The organism is Methylorubrum zatmanii (genome assembly GCF_014845115.1).
Taxonomy (GTDB): domain Bacteria; phylum Pseudomonadota; class Alphaproteobacteria; order Rhizobiales; family Beijerinckiaceae; genus Methylobacterium; species Methylobacterium zatmanii.
Genome location: NZ_NKUI01000390.1, coordinates 1 through 738 on the forward strand (window position 1 = coordinate 1; position 738 = coordinate 738).

Genomic DNA, 738 nt, shown 5'->3' on the forward strand with positions numbered 1-738 from the left:
TCCGGGCCGCCCTGGCGGCGCATATCCGGGCCGATTATCCCGACCTGACCGATCAGGCGCTGATCAGCGTCAAGGAACTCGCGACCTATCGCACCCGCTACGTGGCCGAGTTGCTGGCGGAGGAGCACGGCGAGTATTCCGATCTCGACCGGCAGGTGGCCGAGAGCATCGCCGCCCAGGACACCATCGCCGAGAACATCGAGGAGGATTACGACGAGCACCGCAGCTTCGGCGAGCGCGTCTCGGACGGGCTCGCCAGTTTCGGCGGCTCCTGGGCCTTCCTCATCAGCTTCGCCCTGGTTCTGGTCTCGTGGATGGCCGTGAACGTCCTCATGGGCGAGGTGAAGGCCTTCGATCCCTATCCGTTCATCCTGCTCAACCTCGTCCTGTCCTGCCTCGCGGCGATCCAGGCGCCGATCATCATGATGAGCCAGAGCCGGCAGGACAAGAAAGACCGCCTGCGCTCGAACAACGATTACCGCGTCAACCTGAAGGCCGAGCTGGAAATCCGGCATCTGCACGAGAAGATGGACCATCTCGTCACCAAGCAGTGGCAGAGGCTGGCCGAGATCCAGCAGATCCAGCTCGAGATGCTGCAGGAGATGCGCACCCGCATGGCCCGCAAGCCCGTGGTCAAGGTGAAGAAGGTCGTGCGCAAGAAGCGTCCGAAGTCCACTCCGGCGGAGGCCGCTTCCACCATCGTTCCACCCGCGACGGATGGACCCGACACGGCCCGGT

At 64.2% G+C, this 738-nt stretch carries 1 protein-coding gene; it reads left to right on the top strand.

Going from position 1 to position 738, the window contains the following annotated elements; translation table 11 throughout:
* Positions 1–738: DUF1003 domain-containing protein (locus tag MZTS_RS24920; RefSeq protein ID WP_246482280.1), on the top strand; the 738-nt coding region annotated here is incomplete at both ends.